Source organism: Pseudoalteromonas sp. 120-MNA-CIBAN-0494 (assembly GCF_040308885.1).
GTDB classification, from domain to species: domain Bacteria; phylum Pseudomonadota; class Gammaproteobacteria; order Enterobacterales; family Alteromonadaceae; genus Pseudoalteromonas; species Pseudoalteromonas nigrifaciens.
Genome location: NZ_JBEOOE010000272.1, coordinates 1 through 201 on the forward strand (window position 1 = coordinate 1; position 201 = coordinate 201).

The window sequence follows — 201 nt, forward strand, 5'->3', positions numbered from 1 at the left end:
ATTGTTTAATTCTCCTAACGTAACTCGCAACACTGATATTGGGAGAGATCGTTAGCAATATGTGTATATGATCTTTGACCACCTCGATCTCTTCGATATTAAATTCTGAGCGCTCTGCAATTTTAGTGATTTTTTGTTTTACAAAATCACCTACATCACCTTTTAACAATTGTTTTCTATATTTAACCACAAGTATTAAAT

General features: G+C 31.8%; 1 protein-coding gene. It reads right to left on the bottom strand.

Translation table 11 applies throughout. The features are described from left to right. Nucleotides 1–190: IS200/IS605 family transposase (tnpA, locus tag AAEY55_RS18730; RefSeq protein ID WP_350547559.1), on the bottom strand; the 190-nt coding region annotated here is incomplete at its 3' end. Nucleotides 191–201: the final 11 nt, after the last annotated feature.